Genomic DNA, 516 nt, shown 5'->3' with positions numbered 1-516 from the left:
GCCGGACTCAAACATAAGGGGGAAGAATGAAAGGTATTCAGGTGGTCAGGGCGGTGGCGCTGCTCGGGCTTCTGCTCCTCTTTATTGCAGAAGCGTCCGGACAGACCGCCCGTCCTGCTGATGGCGGGCCGACGCGACTGGTGAGTACGGCCTGGCATTTTGGCAGTGACCGGCTCAGCGTGCCGGACTCGCTGCCGGTCGGGACGGTGATTGCGGCGGCCGTGCTGCCCTCAGAGGATGTGCTGTTCACCCGTGACCGGGGCGTGTCTGCCGGTCTGTGGGGTGCCCGCGGGCCGGCGGTGTCGTGGCTTACGGTCAGAACCGCGCTGGAGGGGGTGATGGTCCGCATCGTGCCCGAAGCCTCCCGCGGCGGCGAGTGGCGCCAGGGAGAGCTGCGTATTGAGCTGGTCAAGACCGGGGTGATAAAGGCGGGCGTGCTGCGTGTGCTGCAGGGCCTGCCGGAATACCGGCTGTGGCGTAACCGCCCGGGCGGACGACAGGTGCTGCTGCGTGAGC

At 67.4% G+C, this 516-nt stretch carries 1 protein-coding gene; it reads left to right on the top strand.

What is annotated here, in order from left to right:
* Positions 1-26: 26 nt before the first annotated feature.
* The coding region (locus ACERY3_RS25360) for a hypothetical protein (protein ID WP_373226803.1) at positions 27-516 on the top strand (490 nt) is incomplete at its 3' end.

The sequence above is a fragment of the Enterobacter cloacae complex sp. ESBL7 genome (assembly GCF_041679625.1).
Taxonomy (GTDB): domain Bacteria; phylum Pseudomonadota; class Gammaproteobacteria; order Enterobacterales; family Enterobacteriaceae; genus Enterobacter; species Enterobacter asburiae_B.
Note: the sequence above shows the minus strand (reverse complement) of the source record. Positions and strands in the feature narration are given on the sequence as shown.